The organism is Brevibacillus dissolubilis, from assembly GCF_006170445.1.
In the GTDB taxonomy this organism is placed as follows: Bacteria; Bacillota; Bacilli; order Brevibacillales; family Brevibacillaceae; genus Brevibacillus_B; species Brevibacillus_B dissolubilis.
Genome location: NZ_VCNA01000003.1, coordinates 291,925 through 315,307, shown reverse-complemented (window position 1 = coordinate 315,307; position 23,383 = coordinate 291,925). Strand labels below are relative to the sequence as shown.

Below are 23,383 nucleotides of genomic sequence, written 5' to 3'. Positions count from 1 at the left end.
TTGGTTGATCCGATGTTGCTTGAGGGGGTGCTTTTTGTCGTTACGGGCAAATTGAGTTAGCTGTCTGGAAGCAAGAAGGGCACAAGGGGAAGCCAGGGAATGAATACGGGAATTTCTGGATGGGCATAACTTGACTTGGAGGTTGATTTTACCATGAATGATAACAAGTCCCAACGTTACCTTCCAGCTCCTCTCAGCCGCCCGCGCATACGACGAGGTATGCTGCCCGACGGAATAGCGGGAACCCGGCGTACCTTAGAACTGATGGTTCACTTGATTCGGGAGGGGGCACGGGACTTTTACGTGCGACAAGCCGCCATCGATATTCTGTTGCAGGCGGCAGTGCCCGCCAAGGCCTATCTGCAAGAAATCGAAACGTTATTCCGATGGGTGCAACGAAAGATTCGATACACCAAGGACCCTTATCGGTTGGAATTGCTGACAAGTGCCTTGCGTATTTTACAGCTTCGAATCGGTGATTGTGACGACATGACAGTCCTTCTGGGCTCGATGCTAGAGTCAATCGGACATCCAGTACGGCTCGTCGTTGCCGGGTACAATCGCAACAATCCCAACCTGTTTTCCCATGTCTACTTAGAAGTGTATATACGGGGCCACTGGATTGCGCTAGACCCGACGATGTCATATCCGATGGGCTGGCAGGCACCATGGGTGGTACGGGCGACGATGCCGATTCACAACTATGATAGGGTAGCGCCGACGTTGAGAGGGACGATCGATCATCACAGAATGAGAGAGCGCAGTCAGTCAGGATGGATGCTCACCTAACCTCCGTTTCTTGCATGTACAACGTGATGTGACTGATAACAATCCACGCACCAAAAAGGAGGAACTTGCTCGTGTCAAGAGTCCAAAATTATCAAGAGAAGCTTCACTGGCCCTTATATGACTCCATCCTTTTCAAATACCCGATTACGGAAAAGGAGCTTAGCAATCCCCTGCCCAAACGCTTCTTTACAGACATCCAAGGAAAGACCAAATTGGATACGAACATGGATCAGGCCTCTGTGCTGCCTTCCACGAACACCTATGAAGTACGCTCCCTGCGTCTGATCGTGGCACCTGGGTTTGGAACCGTGCCGGAGTCGAATTTTCTCGTCAATGAGCCAGATCCATTCACAGAGGAGACGGGCAAAGAGGAAAAAGCGGGCGCCTACCAAAAAGGAGGATATAACTCGTATTACAAGTCTTGTGCGATTGATCAGCTAGATACGATGATGCGTCAACTCATGTCTAGTCTAGTATACAGTTCGGTCCTCTCCCTGATCGTCGGAGAAAAGACCATGCTTCAAGCTCCGAGCTTCCTGTTTCCGTCTGGTGCGGGTGTTTTCCCGATGGCTTCGCACGGTGAGCCAACCCCGGTGGCGACCTTCCGCTTGGCCGAGCCAGTCATCATCGATCGCCAGCAGAATTTTAGAGTGGAGCTGAATCTGCCGTACGGATGGCCGAAAGCGTGGACGGATGCACTGAACTGGAGTGGTGGCTGCGGGTTTCGGACAGATATTCGTATCTGGGTGATTCTGGACGGATACTTAACTCGAGATGTGCAATAAAAAGGAGTGTTGTAGCATGAACCATCTCACACAAATCATGGGTCTTGGCACACCAGGTGAGCTTCGCAGCGGACCAGATGGACGTGTCTACGGCTGGGTGGAGGGTCTTGACGCTGTCGGAAGACGCAAGGGTGCTTGGACACCGTATTCTCGTCTGCGCCGCCGAGTCTATCGCCTGTGCGCCTATACATTTCCGAGACACTATGGGCGTGGGAAGCGGCCTCTGATCCGTCCGGCGGCTCCATCCACACAGATTCGTCCTCTCTATACACGAAACGTAAGACCCGCCGTAACCTCCATGCCGCGCGTTCTGCGCCCAGATGCCGTTGCACTGCGTGGGCTGGGTGCTCCGGCAGAAGTCCAAGGGTTACTGGGAGTGGGCTATCCGGGAGCGATCGTTCAAGGGCCAGGTGGACATCTCTACGGATGGATTTCAGGCTATGATGGCTTGGGGAATGGTCTTGGATTCTGGAGTAAGCTGAAGCGGCTGGCGAAGCGAGGGCTGAAGTTCGTCGCCAAAAATGTAGCGCCGAAGCTGTTGCCCATAGCAACCAAACTGCTTCCTTTCATACCCGGTGTAGGTCCGGCGGCAGCCACTGCGATTAATGTAGCCCGTGGTGCTGGATTACTGGGTATTGCCCAAACCGGAACACCGATCTATCTGGGGCTGGACGGGTATATCTACGGCGTGGAAGGAGCCGACCCGATGCACGGACTTGCCGCTGATTCGATGCACGGACTTGCCGCCGATCCGATCCACGGACTGGACGTCGACTTGATCCACGGACTGGAAGCCGACCTGATCCATGGGCTGGAGGCTGATCCGATCCATGGATTTGGAGCTGATCCGATTCACGGATTGGAAGCTGACCCGATGCATGGATTTGGAGCTGATCCGATTCACGGATTGGAAGCCGATCCGATGCATGGATTTGGAGCTGATCCGATTCACGGATTGGAAGTCGATCCGATGCATGGATTTGGAGCTGACCCGATTCACGGATTGGAAGCCGATCCGATGCATGGATTTGGAGCTGACCCGATCCACGGATTAGAAGCTGATCCGATGCATGGATTTGGGGCTGAGCCGATGCACGGATTAGAAGCCGATCTGGTACATGGATTTGGAGCTGACCCGATGCACGGATTAGAGGCCGATCAGGTGCATGGACTGGAAGCCGACCCGATCCACGGATTGGAGGCTGATCCGATGTATGGATTAGAGTCCGAGCCGGTGCATGGCTTGGAGGCTGACCCGATGTACGGATTGGAAGCAGAATCTGTACATGGACTGGAAGGCTATGTGATACGCAAAAACGGTCTCTTGGGATATGAACCGACCCGCCCGTCCACGACACCGATGTTTCGCACACCAGTCACTACCCCGGATATTTGGAAGCCCCACTGGTAAAGAGGTGAGTACAGATGAACCGATTTAGAGAACCGACCCGCGGGACAGGGGCGCAGATGTCGCGTGAGATCCCATTTGACCATATCGTCAAATTCAACTTAACCGGCAAGCCCGGTACCAGGGTGCAGCAAGTGATCAACATTAGTACGGAAGGTCCCTTCGTTGCTACCCATATGAGCTTTGGTCTTGTCTTAAAGGCGTACGCGACCCTCTGGCAGGATCTCGAATCCGGTGTTGACAGTCATATTGTCACACCCGAGGAAGAAATCAAACAGATCAAAATGCTGAGTGAAGCGGCTGAAAACTTCCTCTTCTTTTACACCTTGGTCGACAGTGGCACAGGGCGCGAGCTGCAAAGTGACAAGCTGCTGCAAATCGCAACGATTGGACGTGGAGACGGTCTCCGCCCGTTCCGGGAGTTTCCCCAGCCGATGCTGTTCCTCCCGCGTTCCACGGTGCGGATCGAGGTGGAGGAGATCATACAGGCCAATCTGTACAAGGAGGCTGAGCTATGGTTCGTCCTACAGGGGTACAAAATTCTGGCATGAATCCTTGTACCATCTGCGGAATTCCTGCTGATGCGGGTTGGTTTGACAACTCCTCGATCCAAGAGGCCCCCCGTCGTCTTCATGAGGAAGTCGTGCTTGCCAGTTACAGAGTGCCCCGGGAGTACTGTGGTCAGCTTGTGTACTTCAGCCAGTACGCCTTCACGAACAGCCGGGCTGGTGATCCCTTTCACACGCCTGATTATGAATGGTCCATCCGAATCGACGGGAGACGCTTATCCCCTTACGCCGCTCTCGATCACATTGTGAATCCCTGGGGCATTCATGGGTTTCCTATCCATATCCGCCTCAATGGAGACAACGATGTGCAATTTGTGATTCGTTGTATCAAGGAGGATGGGAATCTGTCCCGAGTGGGCGGGCGGCTGATGGGCCGATACTGGTATAACAATACATACGGTTGATTTAGTGAGGGAGTGGTCATTTGTACATTCGCTACACAGGAGCATTAGGACAGCCCCCGAGCAGCAGCCGATTGGTTGAGGAGCTGAAAAATACGTGGCAAAAACGTAGGAACAAGGGAGAGGTTTTTGATCTCCTGCGTCAGCAAAAAACCAGTCTGTATCCGCTCGATTCAGCTGTAGACACCTTTCTTACCGGCATATTTGGGAATTTCCCAGATGACCTCTGGCTGGCCAAAACCATTGCCAAATTCGGTCCGGAACCGTTATGGCCGGTGAAGGAGATTGAGGAGAGGGTCAAGCGCGCAACGGTAAGCCGCTGGTGCCCTGAATTTGGGAATATCGAGGCCATCCTGACGAATCCTGATCCTGAAGTAGCATTCCAAGATGCGGCTTTGAAACCACTGGTGAAGTGCTATATGGCAGCGGAACAGCAGCTTGAAAAATTCCCTGTGAAGGCTTACTTTTTCCCAGGCAGGTCGTCGCGTCGTGCGTTAATCATCGGTGGAGTCCATGGCAGTGAGCCTGCGGGAGTCCGGGTGGTCCAACGCCTTCGGGAAGCACTCACGAACGCCTCTATCAAGGGAAATCCGCCTTTTTTCACGACCATCCTTGTTCCCGTTCTCTTTCCAAGGACATTAGCCACCAAAAGCCGCAATGTCTCAGGCGGACTTGGCCTGCAAAAGGTAACAGTCAATCAGCAAACGAATGTTTCCTTGGTCTGCCGGGAAATCGAACCCAACCGAAACTTCCCGCTGCCTGGCGAGAATTATAGTCAGGCACGTAAGCGCGGACAGACAGGAACGCTGGCACCAGAGCTGATGATTCGGGAGGCGGGGGGGTTGACCATCTCCAGTGGTTCCTTGACGAGCACGCGAATGGTGCCGGAGAATCGGATTCTCATCCAGCTCATAGAGCGCTTTCAACCGGAGCGCCTGGCAAGCATTCACGCCCACCAGATCATGAGTGCATGTCACCCCTGCGGTACCGATCAAGTAACAGGATGTGGAGGCGAGGGGCCAGGTATCTTTGTTGATCCACGCGGGATTGATCCTGCGACCAAGAGGGTGACCGATCAGAATAAGGTTGATTTCGATGACAAGCTGACCAACCGCATGCTAGCAGAGGCACTCAAGCGTCTCCCTGCACTCAAAATTCCAACGTCGCTTCAGCCATTCGGAGGCAACATGGGCTGCTTCAAGGATACGAACAAAACGACTGTTCGTTACTTCTCGAAGCAACGTGTCCAAGGTAATTCGTTAGGGGATTGGGCGCCTGTCGATACGGCTGGACGGGCTGGTATTACGACGCTGACCATTGAGCTTCCCAATCTAGAGAACAAGAAGGAGCCGAAAGAATTCAATTCTCTGATCAATCTGCACAGCGATCTGTTGCAGGAAATCTTTCTCATGCCGTGATTTCGGTAAAAAAACACGCACCAATGAGGCGAAGGCCCCTTTTTGGTGCGTGTTTTTCCTAGATATCTGAACTGGCCTAGGAGTATACCTACTCTTCGTCTGCCAGCTCTGCAATCCGCTTATTCGCATCACCTGTATACATTCCGCCGTGATAACAGATCACCGTCTCGATGTCGTATGCAGCCAGCTTTTTCAGTGAGGCTCTTGCTTGCACGAGATCATAGGTATACTGTGGCGCTGGCCCTGTCAATTTGCCATCCACCACATTCATCGCATCGGCAGCGATCAGGGTCTTGCTGGCATGGTAGTACAGGCTGATATGACCGGGCGTGTGACCAGGGGTGTTGATGATCGTAAGTCCGCCGCCGAACGGGAGCTGTTCCCCATCTGTCACGACACGGTCCACATCAGCGCGTGGTGGATTCATAAACAGGCGCCGGACACCTTCACGCCATTCATCCGGCAATGAATCCAGGGAGGCAATCGCCTGATCTGTCAGCTTGATCAGTCGCTTTTCACCTTGTATGTACGGTTTTTCCAGTTCATTGGCAAGCACTTGGATCGGCTGGGAGGCTTCGATGATGATGTTGGGCATGCTGCCGATATGGTCGAGGTCCTGATGGGTGATGATGAGATGGGTCAGCTTCTCAAAAGGCACACCCGCCTGCTCCATCGCTTCGCGGATCAATGGCAGCTGCCCTGGATATCCCGCGTCGATGAGGACGGCCTCGTTTTCATCCCAGATCAGCGTAGGATGGATGGTATTCGTGCCATTCCAGTGTGTAGCGGTAATCTCCAGCATTTTTATCCCTATGGTTGCGATCATGTTATCCCTCCGAGTTCTTTTTCCTAAAAGTGGATGAAATCTGTATGTCCTATTCCATATGCTATTATTTGTAAAAGAAAAAGTCAAAAGCAAAATATTCAATCATACCACATAAATAAATTTTTGTCAATGAAAAAGTATGGGTATATACAACCGTGATGAGTTCGGCTCCACCCTTTACCGATTGACTTTGGACAAAGTATGGATGTATCATTTTTCGTATATTCAAATAATCAAATATACGAAAAAAGAAGGGTTACGACATGAAGTGGACGGGACGATTTGAAGGATACAACATGGAATCTTTCCAAAAGGACTGCATCTCGGGGCTGATTGTGGGGATTATTGCCATTCCGTTGGGGATGGCTTTTGCCATTGCATCCGGGGTTGATCCGAAGTACGGGATCTACACGACCATTATCGCAGGCATCCTGATTTCTCTGTTTGGCGGGTCGAGGTATCAGATTGGCGGGCCTACTGGTGCTTTTGTTCCGATCCTGTTCGCCATCGTCATGCAATTCGGCTATGAAAATCTGCTGATCGCGGGCTTCATGGCAGGGGTGATGCTCGTACTCATGGGCGTGCTCAGGCTGGGTGTCCTCATCAAATTCATCCCCCGTCCGGTGACTATTGGCTTTACCGCCGGAATCGCCGTCATTATTTTCTCGGGGCAGATTGTCAACTTCCTCGGACTTCGTGATATTGAGAAGCATGAGGATTTCCTCTCCAATATGCAGGAGATCGTGATGCACATTTCTACGTTGAATCTTTACAGTGTGAGTACGGCTTTGATCTGCTTAGGGATGATCCTGCTGACTCCGCGCCTTTTTCCGAAGATTCCGGGTTCGCTCGTGGGACTGGTGGTGTCTAGCGTGGTCGCAGCCCTTTTGTTAGAGGGAAACGTCGCAACGATCGGCTCTACGTTCGGCCCGATTCCAAGCGCTCTGCCGGGCTTTCATTTCCCAGACATGACATGGGAGAGGATGGAGCCGCTCTTGGGCCCTGCTTTTGTCATCGCGATGCTGGGCGGGATTGAGTCGCTGTTGTCCGCGGTGGTGGCCGACGGGATGACGGGGAGCAGGCACAACAGCAACCGGGAGTTGATCGGGCAGGGGATTGCCAATATGATCACACCACTGTTCGGCGGAATTCCCGCCACAGGTGCGATTGCCCGTACGGCAACAAACATAAAAAATGGCGCAAGATCGCCATTATCTGGTATCATACATGGGATTACGGTTTTTTTGGTATTGATCCTGCTGGCTCCGTATGCCTCGCACATACCGCTGGCCAGCATGGCTCCGATCCTGATGCTGGTCGCCTGGAATATGAGTGAACGCAAAGAATTTGCGCATATCCTCAAAACGAAAACAAGCGATTCTGCCGTACTGCTCCTAACCTTCCTGCTGACGGTCTTTACCGATCTGACCACAGCAGTCGAGGTCGGACTGATTCTGGCGGTAATTTTGTTCGTTAAACAGATGAGTGATATTCTGACCGTCGCCAAGGTGCTTCCCGATCCTGCTGTCAAGCATGAAAAGGTCACACCTCATCGGGTTACCGAGGGGCGTGATTGCCCGCAGCTCAGCATTTTTACAGTGGAGGGTGCCCTGTTTTTCGGAGCGGCGGCGATGTTTGAACAGTCGATCATGAGTACGATCGGCTATCGGCCCCACATGCTTTTGTTGCGGATGAGCCGGGTGCCGTTTATGGATACCACAGGAGAGGCCAATTTGGCGCATGTGATAGAGGATGTCCACCAACACGGCGGGATCGTCTTGATCTCAGGCATTCAACCCCAGCCCAAGGAAGTCTTGCAACGTACCGGCCTATATGAAACCATCGGGAGTAAGCACTTTTTCGACAGTACCGGAGAAGCGATTAATTTTGCCCTCACCCAGATGGACTTGACCACATGTGCAGGGTGCAGGCATTTTGCTTTCCGCGAATGTACGGCTCTGTCTGATCAAGGCACGCAAAGCGCCCAACAACAATCATAAAGAAAGAATGGGGGATATCTGATTGAATCTGGAGTTGCAGCAATTCAAAGCAGATTTTTTCAAAGCATTAGGTCATCCGTTACGGATTCGTATCCTCGAACTGCTGGCAGAGGGAGATAAGAATGTCAATGAGCTGCAAGCCTTGATCGGCAGTGAAGGCTCGGCAATCTCCCAACAGCTCGCCATCCTGCGCAACAAAAACATCGTGGTGGGAACCAAGGACGGCAACAAGGTTACCTACTCGCTGCGTGACCCGATGATCATAGAGCTGTTGGCGGTGGCCCGTCAGATCTTTAATAATCATTTGATTGATACGATTTCGATGCTGGATCGTTTTAACGAGGTGTAGGAGATGCGGCTGAGTATCCTGGATCAATCACCCGTATCGTCCGGTCATACAGCGGGAGAGGCCCTGCAAGAGTCGATGAAGCTCGCACAGCTGGGGGAGGCGCTGGGCTATACCCGCTACTGGATCGCCGAGCATCATGATATCGCAGGGCTTTCCTGTTCCGCCCCCGAGGTCATGCTCGGCTACATCGGAGCACATACGAAGACGATCCGGATCGGCTCTGGCGCGGTCCTGCTCCCGAATTACAAGCCCTATAAAGTAGCCGAGACCTACAACCTGCTGGCGACGCTGTTCCCGGGCCGTATCGATCTGGGGATTGGCCGAGCGCCGGGCGGTTCAGCTGAGGCTTCGCTTGCTCTGACCGACAACTTTTTGGGACAAGTCCGCAAAATGCCTGAGTCTGTGCAGGAGCTGCTTCATTTTTTACATAACGACACTCCGGCGGATCATATGTATGCCAGCCTGTCCGCCTCTCCTGTACCTGCTGTGCCGCCAGTGCCTTGGATACTCGGCACGAGCGAAAAGAGTGCGGTGCTGGCAGCAGAGAATGGCATGGCATACGCCTTCGGTCATTTCATGAGCGATCGGGAGGGACCAGCCATCCTGCAGAGCTACCGGAAGAAGTATCAAGCCAGTACGAGACAGCAGCAACCAGCAACCATTGTCGCTGTCTCCGTGATCTGTGCCGAGACAACGGAGCAAGCAGAGGAGCTGGCTCTAAGCGCTAATCTCTGGCAGATCCAGCTGGCAAAAGGGGAGGCAACTACAGGTATCCCATCTATAGAAGAAGCCAAGCAGTATCCTTTTACCCCAGAGGATGCAGCCGTGACCCTTGAGCGGAAAAAGAAAATGGTGGTTGGCAATCCCAAAGAAGTGGCACAACAGCTAAGAGAGCTCCAAGCCTTGTACCAGGCAGATGAACTCATGCTGGTCACGATTACCCACAGCTATGAGGCGCGTCTTCGTTCCTATCAGCTGATCGCAGATGAAATCCTGATGAAGAGGGGATAATAAGTCCAAATCCCTTTTTGAGGTGGTCGTTCTGAGTCTTGGGATCTGGTGTTATCTCGCTCTGATTCTCCTGACGCTGGTGAATGCAGGCATCGCTTATCGGAAAACCAGAGATTCCCGTTTGCTGGTATTCTTCATCGCGGTTTCAGGTGTCACGCTGTTTTTCGATTATATGATCTATGTCTGGGGAGAGGCGTACCAATACGATCCAGGGATCATCAAAGGCAAATATGATTCCCATATCGGAGCCATTGTCAATGGGCTGGTATTGCCTGGTGCCGCTCTTTTGTACATTGTGTATCGCGGCAAATGGGTGTGGAGTGTGGTTCTGGCTGCCTGTTTTGCCGGGATAGAAGTGTTTTTTATCAGTACCGATATCTACAGGCCGATGTGGTGGAGACCTTGGTATACGTTTCCTATTCTCATTTTTTATTTTCCGGTGGTCCGTCACTGGTGGGAGCGTCTTGGGAGGTCACCTGAAAAATGGGTGATGTTTGGCACATTGCTGTCGGTCTTTTATGGGGTATTTGTTCCGTTGAACATTGGCCTGTATGGAGTGCTTCAGATCAGGAGCTTTCATGTGCATTGGATCGAGCAGATGGGGCGGGACAGCAGTGCGTTTAATACGTTGACGGCATTGTTTTTTGGAGTGATTCTTGCGGGGATTGGTACGTTTCGGTTGAGTAAGCTATGGTCCTATTTTGCTGTCGGCTGGTTTATCGCCTATAACCGGTTTCTCATCTACATCGGGATTGTACGGACAGAGAATCTGCTGATGGATTTTGTATTGAGCATGATCATCTTTTTTCTGGCGATGTTCTGTGTCAGATATGCAGAAAAGAGGCTTTTTGAATACAAGCAGGTATAAAAAAACGGACTCCGCTCGGAAGGGGTCCGTTTTTTCTATTGCTCTCTGACGGGAGGTTGTGAATATCCACACCATATCAGGAGTACCTGTTCCCGTTACACGAATTGAGAATTCATCCGCTCAAACCGCTCGTCATTTTCCGTTCGGGAAGCAAGTCGGCCTGCTTCGGAGGTACCGAACCCGATTTCTGTCTCTCCTTTTTCCAGTCTCGCCATGATCGAATCTGCGAACTCATTGACATCGGCACCCCATGTATGAAGCCCCGCACCGCCCAAGTCGGTATTGACCGCAGGAGGCACGATCTCGATCACGCGTATGTTGGTCTTTGCCAGTTGGTGGCGCAGAGACATGGTGAACGAGTGCAGGGCAGCCTTGGTCGCACTGTAGATCGCCGCAATCGCCAACGGGGCAAAGGAGAGTCCTGATGTCACATTGATGATCGCTGGATTCTCCTGCTCCAGCAGATGCGAAAGAAACAGGGTGGAGAGGTGGATCGGCGCTTCCAGATTGATCACGATCTCTTGGCGGCTAACACTCCATTCCTCCTGATCCTCCAGAAACTTCATCCGGCGCTGAATCCCTGCATTGTTGAACAAGATATTGGTCTTGGGGTGCTCGCTTTTGATCCACTCATACAGAGCCAGACGATCGGATTCTTCTGCCACGTCACATACTCGTATGTGGACTTGTGGATATTTGTCTTGGACTTCCCGCAATTTTTCTTCACGGCGCCCGCAGATAATCACTTCATTCCCCGCTCGAAGCAGCCGCTCGGTGAAGGCCAGTCCGATCCCGGTGGAACCGCCTGTGATGAGGATGGTGTTGCCTGACAGTTTCATAAAGTGAACCTCCTATATGGAAACGTAGAAATCGATAAGTCAGCAAATAGGATCAGTCTTCACTCGGGGTGGGTGCTTTTATACATGATGAAGAATTAGCAGATTGCGTACCCGGAGTGATGAGGAGGAGATGACCTGTTTTCCAGTCGCCTTTCCCTCACTTCGTTCAGCCGGTCTCCTTACAAACAGGTCATCTCCTCCTCACCACTCCTCTGAGTCAGGTCTACTTTTTACATACGGCTACGCCTATAAAATAACGTACATCCTTCCTAGGCGGCTCGATCGTCACGCCCCGCTGGTAGTAGATCTCCACTTCAGAGAACGGAAACTCGACAAATAGCTCCGCAAATTCCTCCGGTGTCAGCTGATGCACATGAAACTTCTCACTCGTCTGCATTCCACGCCCACGCCCAAAAGGGGAGGAGAGCACCAGCATGCCGCCTGGCTTGAGCATGTCATAAATATTTTTCATAAACAGTCGGTCATCGGGGACATGCTCGATGGTCTCGAAGCTGACGATCGTATCGAATTGGCCCAATTTTTCTGGCAAAAGTGGGTCAAGCGCATCCTCCACCTGGTAGGTCACCATCGGATGATAATAGTAGCTCTGCGCGTAGCGGATGCTTGCCGGGTCCAGGTCGACGCCGATGATCTCGGTCGCTTCGAGGCGGCAGTTTTTCGCGATCATTTGGGTTCCATAGCCAACCCCACAGGCAATATCAAGGACACGACCATATACATAAGGAGTAGAAAAATAATAGCGGGCCAGATGCTCCAACAACATCCCGTTGGAGGGCTTCATTAAGTTGGGAATGATTCGCTCTCCCGTCAGTTCCAAATCCAAACCAAATCACCGCATTCCTGTACGATTTCGCCTCTTGTGCGTAAGGCAGATCATTTGATTATAGTACCACTCCCAGCGAAATGAAAGAAAACGGGGCTAAATTGACGCTTGCCTCATAGGTTGTACAAGGAGCATTTCACCCAAAAAAGGAGTGTGCAGACCACCATGTCCATGAAGGAACACCCGCAGTACGAAGAAGCCCGGCGCCGTGTCAAAAAATTAAAAGGCTTCTACAGCCACCTGCTCGTCTTTTTGCTGGTCAATGCCTTGCTGTTTACGGTTAATATGCTGCAGGATACGGACAAAATCTGGTTCATCTACCCGCTTGGCGGCTGGTTTATCGGTCTGTTTTTCCACGGTATGGGCGTATTTAACACCTTCTCCCTGTTCTCAAAAGATTGGGAGGATAAAAAAATTCAAGAATTTATCGACCGCAACAAGGACGAGTAGGCTCAAAAGCGTTTTCTTTTGGTTTATTACGGGTAATTTAGTCGAGACTAGATATTATCACCCTTATTGAAACAAAGGAGACGCATTATGGGACACGTTGAAAGACGGCGAAGAGAAACTGAGGAGATCAAGAAGAAAATCATTGATGCCGCGACACAACTTTTTCTCGAAGAGGGATACGAAAAAGTATCCATGCGTAAAATCGCACAGCAGATCGACTATTCGCCCACGACCATCTATCTCTACTTTGCCAATAAAGATGAAATCCTCAGCCATCTCCTGCAAAAAGGCTTCTCTCAATTCATGACCGCGATCACCGATGCGATTGCGGAGCACGAGGGAGCAGATGTTATAGGGAAGATTCGGGCAGGACTCCGGGCTTACATGCAGTTCGGGCTGGATTCGCCTGATTACTACAAACTGATTTTTGTGGAAAATCTGCAACGGATCAATATCGCGCTCAAGGAAGATGACAGCGGACTGAAGATCTTCGACCAGCTGGTAGTAGCGATCCGCGGTGGCGTGGAGCAAGGTGTTTTCGTGCAGGAAGATCCGTATATTATCAGTCAGTCCCTATGGGCTTCGATCCATGGTGTCACGTCGCTAATCACCAGTTTTGAAAAATTGGACGGCACCAACAAAGAAAGATTAATGAATCATCATATCGATCTGCTGCTGCGGGGTCTTACCAAACCGTCATCATGATTCTTTTTCATGAAACCCGACAGTTATCCTCATACTAGCCACAGGAGGTGTTACCACTTGAGCAGAAACCACCTGGTCGTACCACAAGCAGAGGACGCGATGAACCGTCTGAAGATGGAAACGGCGCACGAGCTTGGTCTCGATGACGATATCGAGCAGCGGGGTTGGGGCGAGATGACCACACGCGAAGTGGGGAAGATTGGTGGCAACATGGTGAAGAAGATGATCGCGTATGCCGAAAAGCATATGGCGGAAGATCCGAACCAGTCTCTTGAGTAAGGTACACTGACCAGCGCTGCCTCCGAACGGGGGTGGCGCTTTCCTTATCTCCACATAAAAAAACAGACCATCCATGGATCACCGCAAGCTGTCACATCATCAGCTTATCGTTGTTCACGGATGGTCTGTTGGTATGTCCGGATTCACGGATTTAGCACCCTCCATCTTTGTAATGATGAGTTTCGATCTGGACGTCCAGATGCGGGTGGGTCTCAATCCGATAATGCCCATGGGGACACTCCTTGCAGCAGGTCATCGTATCATCTGTCAGAACCAGCTCTGCCTTGCAGTGCGGGCATTGTTCCTTGAAAAAGGAGAAGAGCTTATGGAGCATCTGAATGGTCACCGCCTTCATAACCGCATAATTCCTATGCATTTACTTGGATATAAGATTAACATATTTTTTGCAAAAGTCCAGTACTGTCTATAGAAAAAGTTGATTCATATTGATACCATGGAGATTGCAATGGTCCATGCATATTTGCTTTTGATTCATCATATGTCCCGTACCCACAAGAAGCCACTCTTCACGGGAAGAGGAGGAGCTATGACAACAGGATTATTTTTCACATTAATCGCGATTGGATTCATCGGTGCGTTTCTGTCCGGTCTATTAGGGATTGGCGGTGCAATCATCACCTACCCGATGCTTCTGTATATTCCAGCGGCGCTTGGCGTGATCCACTATACGCCGCATCAGGTGTCAGGGATGATTGCTCTGCAGGTGTTTGCCGCCACATTATCAGGGGTCTTGTCCCTGCGTCGGGAACGGTTGATCCATCCGGGGCTGGTGCTCACGATGGGCTCTGCGGTCTTGATCGGTAGCTTTACCGGGGCATTCGGCGGCAGTCTGATGTCGTCTGCGGCCGTCAATCTGATGTACGCCATCCTTGCCAGCATCGCCTCTGTCATGATGGTCATCCCCAAAAAAGGGGTGGATGATCTGCCACTGTCCGAGGTGACCTTCAACAGGGGCTTGGCGGTTGGATCGGCTCTTACCGTCGGGCTTGCTTCCGGGGTGGTCGGAGCCGGAGGTGCATTTTTGCTGGTTCCGGTCATGCTGTCTGTCCTGCGCATTCCGACGCGGATCACGATTGCCTCGTCGCTTGCCATCACCTTTTTATCCTCGGTGGGTGCCGGGGTGGGCAAGCTGATCGGCGGTGACGTGCTGCTGTTACACGCTCTGATTCTGATTGGCACAAGCATCATCGCAGCACCGCTTGGCACCAAGGTAGGTCGTCAACTCAATGCCCGGCTGCTCAGAAGCCTGCTCGCTGTCTTAATTTTTAGCGTCACCATCAAAATTTGGATCGATATCTTCTCGCAAACCCCTGGTTGATCTTCCATCAGCCGGGGGTTTTCTGTTAAAATGATAAAGTTGTGGAACTATTTTACTTTATAGGTAAGAGATTTTGATGATTTGATCAGATGATCCGTCGGCTGTTGGGGAGGCGTTATATGAATACAGAAGCAAACGTGCAAAAGGTCAAGAGAAAGTGGAACTTCTGGAGAGTGCCCACTGTTTTTATAGGGATCACGACTGTCGCGCTGTGGACAACCCATCTGTTGCTCCGGGAACACTTGGGGGAGGGACGTGCGGCTGATTTTATCCATTGGACGGTGGAGATGTTATTGCTCTTGTCCATGGTGATGATGCTGTACCGCTACATTCGGCAGGATCTGGCAGAGCTGATCCAATCGAAACAATCGCTTACACAGACGGAAGCGCAGCTGCGCGCCTTGATCGATGCGATGCCCAATGTCATCTCGTTTAAAGATGCAGACGGCAGATGGCTGGAGGCTAACCGGGCTGCCGAGCAGCTGTTCCAGCTCGATGGCGTCCCCTACCGGGGGAAGACTGACAGCCAGCTGGTACAGATGATTCCGTTCAAAAAGGCGCTCCTCACCTGCGCGGCCAGCGACGAACAGACATGGGAAAAAGGCCAGGTCTGCCAGTTCAACGAGACCCTCATCATGCCGGACGGCTCCTTCCGTCACTTAGCCGTCACCAAAATCCCAACCTACTATCCAGACGGCCGGCGCAAGGGAATTGCCATCTTGGGCTATGATGAGACCGAGCAGCACCGGGCACAGGAAGAATTGATGATGGCCAAGGAGCAGCTGGAATCCTTATTCAAAAACAACGCAGATGGCATCGTCGTCGTTGATCTGGACGGCAAGATCAGGGCGGTCAATGATGCATTCGAGCAGATTTTTGGTTATACCACCGGAGAGTTGCTGGGCAAAGAGCTGCCTCTACAGAGTGAGCAGTCCAAACGGATGATCAGCGAGCTGCACGAGGTGGTGATCAACGGGGGCCAGGTCAGGGGATATGAGACGACCAAGCTGAAAAAAGACGGCACCCGTATCGATATCTCGCTCACCATGTCGCCCATCCGCAATGCCGTCGGGGAAGTGGTGGCCATATCGGGTATCATCCGCGATATCTCGGATCAGAAGCGCTCCATGCAGGCATTGCAGGAGAGCGAGGAGCGGTACCGCCGATTGGCAGAGGCACTGCATGAGAGCGAAGCCAAATACCGTCTGATTGCTGATAATATGTCTGACTTGATCCGTCTGGTCGCACTGGATGGAACGGTGCATTATGCGTCACCGTCTCACAAGCAGCTGCTCGGGTTTACACCAGAGGTATTCGAGGGCCAGTCCACCTTTAGCTACGTGCATCCGGACGATGTGGAGCCGGTCAAGGCGCGTTTCGGGCAGATGGTAGTGGAAAACTCACCCGCTTTAATCGAGCTGCGTTATCAGCATTGTAACGGTAACTGGATTCTGCTCGAAGCATTGGGCATGCCGATCACCAATGCTGTCGGCGAGGTGGAGAGCTTCGTGCTGGTCGGGCGTGACATCACCGAGCGCAAGCGTACCGAAGAGCTGTTGCGCAATTCCGATAAGCTCTCGATGCTCGGACAGCTGGCAGCCGGGATCGCCCATGAGATCCGCAATCCGCTGACTGCCCTGCGCGGCTTCATCCAGCTGTTGCATACCCAGAACGTCAGCAACTCGATGTACTGTGACATTATGCTCTCAGAGCTGGACCGGATTAATTTTATCGTCAGTGAACTGCTTGTTCTGGCGAAGCCGCAGGCGATTCATTTTCAAAAACGGGAGCTTGGCAGCCTGCTGGGCAGTGTCATCACCTTGCTGGAGTCACAGGCCTTGATGAATAATGTACATATCTTGCTGGAGCACGGGGAAGGCAGCCTGCCGTCCATCGTCTGCGAAGAGAACCAGCTCAAGCAAGTATTTATCAATATTCTCAAAAATGCGATCGAAGCCATGCCGGACGGCGGTGATATCCGCATCTGCATCGGAGCGGAGTCGACCAGACGCGTGAAGATCCGCTTCATCGACCAGGGCTGTGGGATTTCCAGTGAGCGGGTGCAGAAGCTGGGCGAACCGTTTTACACGACCAAGGAAAAAGGGACAGGTCTTGGCCTGATGGTCAGCTACAAGATTATCGAAAACCACAACGGCACGATCAAAATCGACAGCGAAGTGGGCATCGGCACGACCGTCCACATCACCCTGCCGATTGCAGAATAGGCTGCAAGACAAGGAAAAACCCTCGACACTCCCAAAACAGGGAGTTAGTCCGAGGGTTTTTGTCTGCCGCGATACAGATAGAGGAGGAACATCCCAAGAAGGGCGAGACCTGTGTACGTAAGCGACGAGTAGATGACCATAGATAGCCACGGGCTCCACAGAACCACAGCGGTAAAGAGCAGACTGCCGAGCATCAGCACCAAGAGTACCGCGCTTTGGCGCAGCTCGAACTCTTCGACAATCGGTGCCGCCAAGCCATAATGCCACAATCCCACACCAAGCAGCCCGGTCAACAAAGCCGTCACCCCGTAGGTATAGGTGCCAAAGGGAAACATCTGGGTGAGAATCTGCATCAAAGGCTGATTGCTGTTGTGGACATCATGCCAATGGGAGAGGATGGAAAAATGAACGGCAAGTGCAATGACACCAAACACAGCCCCGCCAAGCACAATCCCGCGCGGTACCAAAGCCTGATCAGTGGTTTTGGAGACGATGGACACCAGTACCGGCAGGCTGAGAAAACCGTGCAGGGCGATAAATAAGAGCGCATGCCACAGCCATTTGGCGTTCATCTGATAGAGGAGGCTTGGCATCGGTACATGTGACTGCGAGAAGAATTGCAGCAGCAGATAGAGACTCCCCAGTCCCAATACGCCCATAGCGAGTATGCCCAACCGGCCCCAAGTCTGCCCGGCTGCCAAAAAGACCAGTGGAGCCACGATACAGACCGATACCGTGATCGACAGCGGTGTCATCTGACTGAGCAGCACGGCCTCCTGTGCGATGATCAGCCCGCTCATGCCAAGCAGCAGAATGATATAGAGCAGATGCATGCTGGAGGCGGACAGCGGCCCGATCAGGACGCCGAACAGGTCTCGCAGGGAGCGCAGATGATGCTGTGCCATAATCCGGGCCAGGCCCAGCTGCATCCAGACCAGCGCCGCGACCGCAACGATCAGTCCGATTGAGCCCCAGGTGCCGAAGTAAGAAAAGAACCGCAACCACTCAAACCCGCTCAGATAAGCAGGCCCCAGCATGGAAAAGGCAAAGAGGGCAGCGGCACGCAAGGTCTCGTGTTTCATGGTTCATCATCCTTTTTCCATCATGGTACAAGTGTATGAGCTTGGCACAGGAGTTCAGAACTAAGGGTGCGAAGAAAATATACGAAACATTTTTGTTTACTAAGTATAAATAATGGGATATAATAGCATCAACAGCATCACTAACAAATAACTCCATGGGGTGAATGGTATGAAAGTAGTCGGAATTTCCGGAAGCATGAGTCAAGGCTCCACCACCAAACAAGCAGTCAACATCGTCCTCGAAGCAGCGAAGCGTGCAGGCGCACAGACTGAATTGATTCATCTGGGTGACATCAACCTGCCCATCTACGATGACCGCGAAGATGCAACCACATATCCTGAGCAAGTACATGAATTCATACGCAAAGTAACAGAAGCAGACGGTCTGGTGATCGGCTCTCCTGAGTACCACGGCAACATGACCGGCGCTGTGAAAAACGCCATTGACTTCCTCTCCGGCCGTATCCTCCAAGGCAAAGCGGTCGCCATCCTCGGTGTCGCCGGAGGCTCTATGGGCGCCACCAACACGACCAACACCCTGCAGATGATCATGCGCAATCTGCACGCATGGCCGCTCCCATCCAGCCCGTCTGTGTCAAGCTCCTACATGGCGTTTGATGAGACAGGAAAGCTCAAAGACGAAAAGCTGCAAGCCCGTTTTGAGGCGCTCGGCACTGATTTGGTCGACTTTGTGAAGCGATTGACATAACAAGTGCAGCAATGATAAACTTTATCACTCCCGGGCTTGAAACTTACCCTTGTTCCGAGGTATGATGGTTTCACGTGCTTTTTTTACGGGGAATTTTATGCTGGAAACGAGGGATGACAGTGCCAACTCCGAGTATGGAAGACTATCTCGAACGAATCTATAGCCTGATCGATGAAAAAGGATATGCACGCGTCTCCGATATCGCCGAGGCTCTGGAAGTCCATCCTTCCTCTGTCACCAAAATGGTACAAAAATTGGATAAGGACAACTACTTGGTGTACGAGAAGTACCGCGGTCTGGTACTCACACCGAAGGGCAAAAAAGTAGGCAAGCGGCTGGTTCGCCGCCACGCTTTATTGGAGGATTTCCTGCGCATCATCGGTGTCGATGAAGAACACATCTATAGAGACGTAGAGGGAATCGAGCATCATCTGAGTTGGGAGTCTTTGACCAGCATCGAATACCTGGTGCAGTATTTCAAAGCAGATGCTGCCCGGATCGAAGACCTTCACCGGATCAAGGATGAACTGGAGCAAAAAGAAGAACAAGAACTGGAGACCAACCCAGAGGTATAGACCGGAAGCAGGCACATTGAGGTGTCTGCTTTTTATTTTGGCATTAGCTTTGGATCACACTCCGGGAGGAGTGAGAGGATGATCTGTTTTCCAGTCGCCTTTCCCTCACTTTGTTCAGCCGGTCTCCTTACAAACAGATCATCCTCTCACTCTGCCAGCAGCCGAACATCCACAAAAAACAAAAAATGATACACACAAACCGAAAACGAACCGTACGACTCTCAATCCCCGTAATGCTGCCTTGTCACCCATGGCTACACTCCAGTTATCCGCATTTTCAGCCACCTGCCTTTCTAAATCAATCAGAGGTTCCTCGATCCTGTATTCACCATGATATGACAGGCATAAAGCTCTTTTTGTCATAAGACATCCTGCCTATTCTCTACATTCTACTATGGGGGAAAAGGGGAGAGGGGGAGGGACCGTGAAAGCGGATGCTGTCTTTGAAGGTGGCGGGATTAAGGGGCTTGCGTTTGCAGGGGCTGTGATGGAGATGGAGGAGCGCGGGTATGAGTGGCAGCGGCTCGCGGGTACGTCTGCAGGGGCCATCACGGCAAGTCTGTTGGCGGCAGGGTATACGGGGAAGGAATTGTGGGATGTTTTTTATGAGTATGATTTCACGAATCTAATCAAACGCACGGGTGTAGGCAAGCTGCCCCTGATCGGTCATATGGCCAGCGTGCTGCTTTATAAAGGAGTCTATCCGAGCGATCCGGTGGAGTGGATGATCGACGAGTTTTTGCGGAAAAAAGGAATCCGTACGTTCGGCGATCTGCCCGCTGACAAGCTCAAACTCATTGCCTCTGATATTACAGGAGGGCGCATGCTGATCCTGCCAGATGATCTGAAGGACTTCGGGATCGATCCTAACTATTTTCCGATTGCCAGAGCGGTGCGGATGAGTGCGTCGATTCCTTACTATTTTCAACCGACCTTGATCTACGACAAAAAGACTCCGTATATGATCGTCGATGGGGCCTTGTTAAGCAACTTCCCGGTCTGGCTGTTTGATGTGCCGACCACACCGCGCTGGCCCACCTTTGGGTTTCGGCTGAGCGGGGAGGGGTACACGAAGCCACCGGCGAAGATACTTGGGATGTACAGCTATACCCGTGAGTTGATTACCACGCTGCTGGAGGCCCACGACCGCTTTTTTATCAAAAAATCAAGTGCGATCCGGACGATCTTCATTCCGACGCTGGGCGTGAAGCTGGTGGACTTTGGACTGGATAAAGCTGCCCGTGATGCTCTCTGGAAATCTGGCAGGGAAGCAGCGGGGAAGTTTTTAGACCATTGGGATTTTGAGGCGTATGTCAAAGAGTACCGCCAGATGGAGTAATGGATGGGTACACCTGGTTGAAGAGCAGACCAGCACCAAACGTCCGGCAACATAGATGTAAAGTGAAGTGACCATCCTAACAAAAAACGGCTGCCCGCCAATTTCGTGGGGCAACCGTTTTTTGTATGTCAGTGATAGATTTTGGGTTTGGAATCTTTGTCATTGGATTTGCCTGATTTGCCTTTGCTGCCCTCGATGACCGTGAACGGAATGTTTTTGCGGGTGGCAGAGCTGCTTTTCTTCGTCTGGGTCTTGTTCGGTCTGGCTGTAGAGGAAGAGGGGGCAGAGAACCGTGGCAGCAGGCGGCCCGTACGCAGATAGTTGCTGATCAGATACACAACAAGAACAGTCAGCGCAATCGTCAGAATCACGTACACCGGATTGTTCACAAGCGATACGATAAAACCGATCGCCCCAAGAATGATCACGGCAAGAACGAGAGGATGAATGCGGGTTTTCATCGGACCTCACCTCATTTGGATGGAGTGCAAAAACCAGGCGTTATCCAGTCGCATTCAAAGTGGGTTGGAGCTTGAGCTCATCGTCGCGCTCACGCATCTTGTTAAAAGAGGCGATCGCTACTTCCACTTGGGTATCATCCGGCTCACGGGTGGTGACTCTTTGCAGCCACAAGCCCGGATAACCGAGGAAACGCAACACCGGAATATCGCGCAGCTTGTTGGTGAACTGAAGCACCTCATATGATAAGCCGATGACCAGAGGCAACAGGATAATACGCTGAACGACACGTTCCCACATGGTGTTGTAATCAAACAGGGAGTAGACCACAACACCAACCAGCACAGTGAAAATCAGGAAGCTGGAACCACAGCGGTAATGCAGGGTGGAAAATTTTTGCACATTCTTTACTGTTAATTCTACCCCAGCTTCAAACGCGTTAATCACTTTATGCTCAGCACCATGGTATTGAAACAGACGTTTGATCAATGGCGCTTGGGCAATCGCATAGATATAACCCAACAGCAGGATCGTCTTGATCCCACCCTCCAGCAGGTTGGAAGCGAAACCGCGCGGAACCCACTGGTTAAAGAATGCATCTGTTATCACCGCAGGCAGCACGGTAAACATCAGCTTCCCGAAGATGAAGGAGAGCACACCGACGACTGCCACACCCAGCACCAGTGTCAGCTTGGACGGGCCTGCAGACTCTTCTCCTGCTTCCTGACTGTATTGCTCAGAGGCAAAATTCAAATGCTTCGCTCCGTTCGCACTCGCCTCCACCAATCCGACGAGACCGCGTAAAAACGGGATTTTCTTTAAGTTATTCACCCATTTGCGCTCCTTGCGCAATTCTTCGAAGTATTCAATCTCTTGGTCTTTTTTGCGAATGGCGGTCACCGTAACTTTAGAGCCGCCAAACATGACGCCCTCGATGACGGCTTGTCCACCATAGCTTGGAACTTTTTGCGTCATTTTGATCACACTCCTTATATCTTACTATTTTAACGCAAAAGGCAATTCTCCTGCTACAAGTAGATCATGGGCGACATTACTTTTTCATCATCCGTGCATACTACGGAGGAGGTGATCAATGATGACGACAGATGTAAGGCATCGTTTTGGGGACAAAGGTGAAGTACAGCCCCAAGAAGTCAGCTGGAATACCGTGTTTCAGATCGCATTCTGGGGGACAGTCATCTGGGGGTTCCTTAGACTGATCTCATTTTTCTTTAGTTTTACGCCGTACGGGGTGCGTGTCTTCTCACGTCCGTTGCTGGGGATGGCTGGGGAAGATACCAGAGCCGGTGTCGCGATTGGGGCGATTATGCTGTTCGGGGTGATTCTCGTAGCGGCGGCTGTGTATAAACTGCTTCTGTCCAAAGTGAAAATGTGGTGGATCGGTATCCTGTACGGCCTCGTGCTGTTTGTGCCGTTTGGTCTGTTTTTTCGGATGGGGATGTGGAGCTATGATACACTCAGCACCGAGCTGTTGTGGTTCATCACGCTTGGGATGTTCATCGCGATGACGATCTCGGCAGAGGCGTACGGCGAAGAGTAGCTGTCCTGATTGGTTGACCTGTGCAGGCGTTTGCTTCCTGTGGTAGAATGAGGAGAAGACTCATTTTCTGGAGGGGAAAGCATGATCTCCATTCTGGTGCTGAACGGTCCTAACCTAAACATGCTGGGAAAACGGGAACCGCACATCTATGGTAGTCAGACGCTGGCAGATATCACAGCCAAGTTGGAAAACGTCGCACAGGAGCTCGGTGTTAAGATCGAGCATAAGCAATCCAACTTTGAAGGTGAATTGGTCGAGACGATTCAGCAGGCGATGGGCGTCCACGATGGTCTGGTGATCAATCCGGCCGCCTTTACGCATTACAGCTATGCAATTCGTGATGCGATCGCATCGACTGGGATTCCGACGATTGAGGTGCATATCTCCAACGTCCATGCCCGCGAAGAATTCCGCCAGATCTCTGTGATCGCTCCGATTGCAGTCGGTCAGATCACAGGTCTTGGCGCTGATGGCTATGAATGGGCCCTGCGCACACTGGTCCGCCGTCTTAGTACCGCCAAAGCTCAATCGTAAACAGACGAGAGAATAAGGG

27 protein-coding genes are annotated in these 23,383 nt (G+C 51.8%); 20 read left to right on the top strand and 7 right to left on the bottom strand.

Features of this window, described 5'->3' with window-relative positions; all coding sequences use genetic code 11:
• The first annotated feature begins 303 nt into the window (after positions 1–303).
• From FGI41_RS07620 to FGI41_RS07595, 6 genes are all read left to right on the top strand, one after another.
• Positions 304–789, top strand: a complete 486-nt coding sequence (locus tag FGI41_RS07620) for a transglutaminase-like domain-containing protein (protein ID WP_176560175.1) — start codon at positions 304–306, stop codon at positions 787–789.
• Between the two features lie 71 nt (positions 790–860).
• Positions 861–1,574 (top strand): hypothetical protein, encoded by a 714-nt coding sequence (locus tag FGI41_RS07615; RefSeq protein WP_139489363.1) that lies wholly within the window; start codon positions 861–863, stop codon positions 1,572–1,574.
• Between the two features lie 16 nt (positions 1,575–1,590).
• Positions 1,591–2,985, top strand: coding sequence for a hypothetical protein (locus FGI41_RS25380; RefSeq protein WP_255298363.1), 1,395 nt, complete (start codon positions 1,591–1,593; stop codon positions 2,983–2,985).
• Between the two features lie 14 nt (positions 2,986–2,999).
• Entirely contained in the window at positions 3,000–3,533 is a 534-nt protein-coding gene (locus FGI41_RS07605) for a hypothetical protein (protein WP_139489362.1), read from the top strand.
• On the top strand, positions 3,497–3,955 hold the full coding sequence (locus FGI41_RS07600; protein ID WP_139489361.1) for a hypothetical protein: 459 nt from the start codon (positions 3,497–3,499) through the stop codon (positions 3,953–3,955). Before FGI41_RS07605 ends, FGI41_RS07600 begins: the two co-directional genes overlap by 37 nt.
• Before the next feature lie 20 nt (positions 3,956–3,975).
• Positions 3,976–5,370: a M14 family metallopeptidase gene (locus tag FGI41_RS07595; protein WP_139489360.1), complete on the top strand. Its 1,395-nt coding sequence runs from the start codon at positions 3,976–3,978 to the stop codon at positions 5,368–5,370.
• Positions 5,371–5,458: 88 nt separating this feature from the next.
• Here FGI41_RS07595 and FGI41_RS07590 read toward each other — a convergent pair whose 3' ends face one another.
• Positions 5,459–6,196, bottom strand: coding sequence for an MBL fold metallo-hydrolase (locus FGI41_RS07590; RefSeq protein ID WP_139489359.1), 738 nt, complete (start codon positions 6,194–6,196; stop codon positions 5,459–5,461).
• Between the two features lie 263 nt (positions 6,197–6,459).
• Between FGI41_RS07590 and FGI41_RS07585 the strand changes: the two genes are divergently transcribed.
• From FGI41_RS07585 to FGI41_RS07570, 4 genes are all read left to right on the top strand, one after another.
• Complete coding sequence (locus FGI41_RS07585; RefSeq protein WP_139489358.1) at positions 6,460–8,196, top strand: SulP family inorganic anion transporter; 1,737 nt, start codon at positions 6,460–6,462, stop codon at positions 8,194–8,196.
• Positions 8,197–8,218: 22 nt separating this feature from the next.
• Positions 8,219–8,545, top strand: a complete 327-nt coding sequence (locus tag FGI41_RS07580; RefSeq protein WP_139489357.1) for an ArsR/SmtB family transcription factor — start codon at positions 8,219–8,221, stop codon at positions 8,543–8,545.
• Between the two features lie 3 nt (positions 8,546–8,548).
• Entirely contained in the window at positions 8,549–9,556 is a 1,008-nt protein-coding gene (locus tag FGI41_RS07575; protein ID WP_139489356.1) for an LLM class flavin-dependent oxidoreductase, read from the top strand.
• Between the two features lie 121 nt (positions 9,557–9,677).
• Positions 9,678–10,424 carry a hypothetical protein gene (locus tag FGI41_RS07570; protein ID WP_139489355.1) on the top strand — a complete coding sequence of 249 codons (747 nt, stop codon included), beginning with the start codon at positions 9,678–9,680 and terminating at the stop codon, positions 10,422–10,424.
• A gap of 95 nt (positions 10,425–10,519) precedes the next feature.
• Here FGI41_RS07570 and FGI41_RS07565 read toward each other — a convergent pair whose 3' ends face one another.
• Together FGI41_RS07565 and FGI41_RS07560 are read right to left on the bottom strand one after the other, a co-directional pair.
• Positions 10,520–11,263, bottom strand: a complete 744-nt coding sequence (locus FGI41_RS07565) for an SDR family oxidoreductase (protein WP_139489354.1) — start codon at positions 11,261–11,263, stop codon at positions 10,520–10,522.
• 223 nt (positions 11,264–11,486) lie between these two features.
• Entirely contained in the window at positions 11,487–12,065 is a 579-nt protein-coding gene (locus FGI41_RS07560) for a class I SAM-dependent methyltransferase (RefSeq protein WP_139489682.1), read from the bottom strand.
• Between the two features lie 207 nt (positions 12,066–12,272).
• Here FGI41_RS07560 and FGI41_RS07555 point away from each other — a divergent pair, with 207 nt between their 5' ends.
• The 3 genes from FGI41_RS07555 (at position 12,273) to FGI41_RS07545 (ending at position 13,541) form a co-directional block, all read left to right on the top strand.
• Positions 12,273–12,557: a 2TM domain-containing protein gene (locus tag FGI41_RS07555; RefSeq protein WP_139489353.1), complete on the top strand. Its 285-nt coding sequence runs from the start codon at positions 12,273–12,275 to the stop codon at positions 12,555–12,557.
• A gap of 87 nt (positions 12,558–12,644) precedes the next feature.
• Complete coding sequence (locus FGI41_RS07550; protein WP_139489352.1) at positions 12,645–13,262, top strand: TetR/AcrR family transcriptional regulator; 618 nt, start codon at positions 12,645–12,647, stop codon at positions 13,260–13,262.
• A 57-nt stretch (positions 13,263–13,319) separates the two neighbouring features.
• Positions 13,320–13,541: an alpha/beta-type small acid-soluble spore protein gene (locus tag FGI41_RS07545; RefSeq protein WP_218015219.1), complete on the top strand. Its 222-nt coding sequence runs from the start codon at positions 13,320–13,322 to the stop codon at positions 13,539–13,541.
• Positions 13,542–13,692: 151 nt separating this feature from the next.
• On the opposite strand, the gene FGI41_RS07540 is transcribed toward FGI41_RS07545, so the two are convergent.
• Complete coding sequence (locus FGI41_RS07540) at positions 13,693–13,896, bottom strand: hypothetical protein (protein WP_139489350.1); 204 nt, start codon at positions 13,894–13,896, stop codon at positions 13,693–13,695.
• Positions 13,897–14,088: 192 nt separating this feature from the next.
• Here FGI41_RS07540 and FGI41_RS07535 point away from each other — a divergent pair, with 192 nt between their 5' ends.
• Together FGI41_RS07535 and FGI41_RS07530 are read left to right on the top strand one after the other, a co-directional pair.
• Positions 14,089–14,880 carry a sulfite exporter TauE/SafE family protein gene (locus FGI41_RS07535; RefSeq protein WP_139489349.1) on the top strand — a complete coding sequence of 264 codons (792 nt, stop codon included), beginning with the start codon at positions 14,089–14,091 and terminating at the stop codon, positions 14,878–14,880.
• A gap of 119 nt (positions 14,881–14,999) precedes the next feature.
• Positions 15,000–17,105 (top strand): PAS domain S-box protein, encoded by a 2,106-nt coding sequence (locus FGI41_RS07530; protein WP_176560174.1) that lies wholly within the window; start codon positions 15,000–15,002, stop codon positions 17,103–17,105.
• Between the two features lie 44 nt (positions 17,106–17,149).
• On the opposite strand, the gene FGI41_RS07525 is transcribed toward FGI41_RS07530, so the two are convergent.
• Complete coding sequence (locus tag FGI41_RS07525) at positions 17,150–18,187, bottom strand: hypothetical protein (RefSeq protein ID WP_139489347.1); 1,038 nt, start codon at positions 18,185–18,187, stop codon at positions 17,150–17,152.
• A 169-nt stretch (positions 18,188–18,356) separates the two neighbouring features.
• On the opposite strand from FGI41_RS07525, the gene FGI41_RS07520 reads away from it, so the two are divergent.
• The 3 genes from FGI41_RS07520 to FGI41_RS07510 all read left to right on the top strand — a co-directional run bounded on the left by FGI41_RS07520 (position 18,357) and on the right by FGI41_RS07510 (position 20,810).
• Positions 18,357–18,896 carry an NADPH-dependent FMN reductase gene (locus tag FGI41_RS07520; protein WP_139489346.1) on the top strand — a complete coding sequence of 180 codons (540 nt, stop codon included), beginning with the start codon at positions 18,357–18,359 and terminating at the stop codon, positions 18,894–18,896.
• A gap of 113 nt (positions 18,897–19,009) precedes the next feature.
• Positions 19,010–19,471: a transcriptional regulator MntR gene (mntR, locus tag FGI41_RS07515; protein ID WP_255298362.1), complete on the top strand. Its 462-nt coding sequence runs from the start codon at positions 19,010–19,012 to the stop codon at positions 19,469–19,471.
• A gap of 424 nt (positions 19,472–19,895) precedes the next feature.
• Positions 19,896–20,810 carry a patatin-like phospholipase family protein gene (locus FGI41_RS07510; RefSeq protein WP_139489345.1) on the top strand — a complete coding sequence of 305 codons (915 nt, stop codon included), beginning with the start codon at positions 19,896–19,898 and terminating at the stop codon, positions 20,808–20,810.
• A gap of 128 nt (positions 20,811–20,938) precedes the next feature.
• On the opposite strand, the gene FGI41_RS07505 is transcribed toward FGI41_RS07510, so the two are convergent.
• On the bottom strand, positions 20,939–21,271 hold the full coding sequence (locus tag FGI41_RS07505) for a hypothetical protein (RefSeq protein ID WP_139489344.1): 333 nt from the start codon (positions 21,269–21,271) through the stop codon (positions 20,939–20,941).
• 40 nt (positions 21,272–21,311) lie between these two features.
• Positions 21,312–22,244: a DUF1385 domain-containing protein gene (locus FGI41_RS07500; RefSeq protein ID WP_139489343.1), complete on the bottom strand. Its 933-nt coding sequence runs from the start codon at positions 22,242–22,244 to the stop codon at positions 21,312–21,314.
• Positions 22,245–22,362: 118 nt separating this feature from the next.
• Between FGI41_RS07500 and FGI41_RS07495 the strand changes: the two genes are divergently transcribed.
• On the top strand, positions 22,363–22,830 hold the full coding sequence (locus tag FGI41_RS07495; RefSeq protein ID WP_139489342.1) for a YqhR family membrane protein: 468 nt from the start codon (positions 22,363–22,365) through the stop codon (positions 22,828–22,830).
• Between the two features lie 81 nt (positions 22,831–22,911).
• The gene (gene aroQ, locus FGI41_RS07490; RefSeq protein WP_139489341.1) at positions 22,912–23,364 is read left to right on the top strand and encodes a type II 3-dehydroquinate dehydratase; all 453 of its coding nucleotides are present in this window, start codon (positions 22,912–22,914) and stop codon (positions 23,362–23,364) included.
• Positions 23,365–23,383: the final 19 nt, after the last annotated feature.